Genomic DNA, 2,968 nt, shown 5'->3' on the forward strand with positions numbered 1-2,968 from the left:
GCGCGCGGCTGACGTGCGGCGGGGCGCCGCGTCGGTGCACACCCGCCGCGAGGCGCTCGGCACGCGCCACGAGCGGCTGGCACCGGTGATGAGCCAGCTGCGCCGCCGCTATCCGCTGTCGGCGTGGGCCGACGTCGAGCGGGCGCCGCAGCGGGCGGCCGCCGCCCTGGGTGAGGTCGACGAGGCACTGGCCGGGCTGGACGCGGTGCTCGCCGCGCCGGAGCTCGACGTCCCCGCCGCGGCCGCGCTGCTGGCCCGGGTGCGGACGGCGGCCGACCGGGTCGACGAGGAGGTCCGCGCGGCGACCGGGCGCCTGGAGCGGCTCGACGCCGTCGCCGCCGACCCGGGCGCGCTGCTGTCCCAGGTGCAGCGGGCGCTGGTGGACGCGCGGCGCTTCCTCGCCGGCCTGCCCGAGGAGCGGGCCCGCCGCTTCCGCCGGACGTTCGAGGACCTCGCGCGGCGGCTGCCCCCGCTGGAGGAGGCGGCGCGGGCCGAGCGGCCGGACGTGGGCGCGGTGCTCCGCGAGGCCACCGCCATCGAGAGCGGGTTGGCCGGGCTGGTGCGGACCGCCCGGGCGGACTGAGCGGTCCCTCAGACGCGGTCGAGCAGCCAGCGGACGATCTCCTCGCCGGCCGCGGCCCCGGTGGCCGTGGTGACCGCGACCCGCGCGCCGGTCCAGCCCTGCTCGTGCAGCTCCCCGTGGGCGGGGCGGACGGCGGCGTCGGCGGCCAGCAGCATCGGCGCGTCGAGCAGGCTGTCGCCGGCGCAGAGCAGTCGCGGCGCGGCGCCGTCCCCGGTCAGCACCCGGCGCAGCCGCAGCAGCCCGGCGGCCTTGGACAGCCCCGCGGGGACCACGTAGACCTTGCGGCCCTGCACGCTCAGCGTGGCCCCGGCGGCGGAGGCGGCCGCGGTGGTGTCGGTGAGCCAGCCGGCCGGGATCGCGTCGCGGCGGTGGGCGACCAGGTAGCCGAACAGGTCCTCGGCGGCCCGGACGGTCTTCACCCACGGCTCCCCCGCCACGGCCTCCAGCAGGCCGAGCAGCTCGGGCAGCGGCGCCGCCTCCGCGGCGGTCGCGGTGGCCCAGTCGTCCCAGTCGGGGTCGCGGACCCCGTCGGCGAGCAGCACCCCGCCGTTGCCGCACAGCGCGTACCGGGGCACCACCGGCAGCCGCACCCGGCCGTACTGCGCGGCGGTGCGGGTGGTCACCGGCACCAGCAGCGCCTGCCCGGCCAGCTCGGCCAGCAGCGCCCACGAGGCGGGGGTGGCGTAGGACAGCGGTGCGCCGTCGAGGTGCTCGACCACCTGCAGGCCGGCCGCGTCACCGGCGGCGGCCGCGGAGTAGATGAGCGTGCGGTCCAGGTCCACCGCGGCGAGGGCCGCGGCGCGCCGGAGGACGGCGGTCACCGGCCCACCGGCCGGATCAGCCCGACGCACGAGTAGGGCAGGTCGGGCACCTCCACCAGCGGGACGCGGCGGGCGGTGGCCAGGGCGGCGACGTGGCGCAGGTCGTCGGCGCGGTCGGGGCGGACGAGCACCTGCCACGGCACCCGGCGCAGCAGCACCCGGGTGGTCTCCCCCACCCCGGGCTTGACCAGGTTGACGTCGGCGATGCCGTGCCCGGCGGCGATGCGCTCCACCGCCGCCCAGCCGGCCCAGGTCGGCCGGCGCTCGGCGGCCGGGACGTCGTCGACCGGAGGCGCCGTGGGGAACGCGTCGGCCACGGTGTCGACGAACCGCGCGGAGACGTCGGCGCCGGCCAGCTCCGCGTAGTACTTCGCGCCGTGGAACATCCCCGGGCCGATCAGGTCCGCGCGCAGCACGGTGCGCGAGACCAGCCCGGACACCGTGCTGTTGAGGCAGGCGCTGGGGATGAGGAAGTCGTCGCGGGTGCCGTACAGCTCGGTGCAGACGCCGGGGTCGGCGAGGACGGCCAGCCGGTCGTCGAGGGCCGCGTCCCCCGGGTGCCGCGCGACCCAGCCGGCGACGGCCTCGGTGAGCTGCCGCTGGATGGCGCCCTTGCCGGTCCAGCCGTCGACGAAGCGCAGCGCCGCCGCCGGGTGGCGGGTCAGCACGTGCGCCAGCGCGACCTCGTCGATGCCGCGGCCCCGGATGATCGAGATTGTGTAGTGCGGGACGTCGACGCCGCGGGAGACGCGGTACCAGCGGCGCAGCAGCACGCCGATCGGCGTGCCGGCGCGGGCCAGCGACACCAGGACCGGCTGCTCCCCGGCGGCGGCCGCCGCGTCCCACACCAGCTCGCCGACCCGGGCGACGGCGTCGGCCAGTCGCCCGGCCGACTGCTCCAGCGCCGCGGTGAACAGCGCCAGGTACGCCTCGTCGGGCTGGTACTCGACCGGCAGCATCTCCGAGTAGTGGGTGCCCGCCTGGATGGCCTCCTCGCGGTCCTCGGTGCCGCGCTCGAGCGCCACCGACGACAGGTCGGTGAGCAGCCAGGTCACGTCCTCGACCGGGTAGGACCCGAACTCCCCCAGGACGGCGGGCGCCAGGCCGGCCCGGGTCTCCAGCGCGGTCACGCGGCCGGCTCCGCGAGCGGCACGGTCACCAGGTGCACCGCCCGCGCGGCGAAGGGCCGCAGCGCCTCGGCCATCGGCGCGCAGTCGGCGGCCGGGGTGTCGGCGACCACCACGACGTCGTCGGCCCGCAGGTCCGACCACGGCCCGTCGGCGGGGACGGCCGCGGGGTCGGCGAGGTTGTGCACCCGCGAGGTGCGCGCCGGGTCGTCGGGGGCGGGGAACGCCAGGCTGCGGCGGAGGGCGTAGCCGGGGTGGTCGGCGGCGTGCACGGGGCTCCGGGTGGTCGACTGGGTGGTGACGGGGACGCCGGGCAGCCGGTCGGCCAGCCGCGCGCCGACCACGGTGGGGGCGTGCATGAGCTCCTCGGTGCCGAGCACCAGGACGCCGCGGCTGCCGGCCAGCGCCGGCGCGAGCTCGGCGGCGACGGCGTCGGC

Annotated in this window: 4 protein-coding genes; 1 reads left to right on the forward strand and 3 read right to left on the reverse strand. The window is 78.7% G+C overall.

Annotation, left to right across the window (positions count from 1 at the left end; translation table 11 throughout):
• A partial coding sequence (locus tag ABQ292_RS26295) for a hypothetical protein (protein ID WP_369210652.1) occupies nt 1-583 on the forward strand: 583 nt, incomplete at its 5' end.
• Nucleotides 584-591: 8 nt separating this feature from the next.
• Here the strand turns inward: ABQ292_RS26295 and ABQ292_RS26300 are convergent.
• The 3 genes from ABQ292_RS26300 to ABQ292_RS26310 all read right to left on the reverse strand — a co-directional run.
• Entirely contained in the window at nt 592-1,404 is an 813-nt protein-coding gene (locus ABQ292_RS26300; protein WP_369210653.1) for an HAD family hydrolase, read from the reverse strand.
• Complete coding sequence (locus ABQ292_RS26305; RefSeq protein ID WP_369210654.1) at nt 1,401-2,534, reverse strand: cysteine protease StiP family protein; 1,134 nt, start codon at nt 2,532-2,534, stop codon at nt 1,401-1,403. Before ABQ292_RS26305 ends, ABQ292_RS26300 begins: the two co-directional genes overlap by 4 nt.
• Nucleotides 2,531-2,968, reverse strand: a 438-nt coding sequence (locus ABQ292_RS26310) for a TRSP domain-containing protein (protein WP_369210655.1), incomplete at its 5' end; no start/stop codon positions are given. The genes ABQ292_RS26310 and ABQ292_RS26305, both read right to left, overlap by 4 nt.

Origin of the sequence: Geodermatophilus maliterrae, assembly GCF_041018925.1 — a bacterium.
Classification (GTDB): Bacteria; Actinomycetota; Actinomycetes; order Mycobacteriales; family Geodermatophilaceae; genus Geodermatophilus; species Geodermatophilus maliterrae.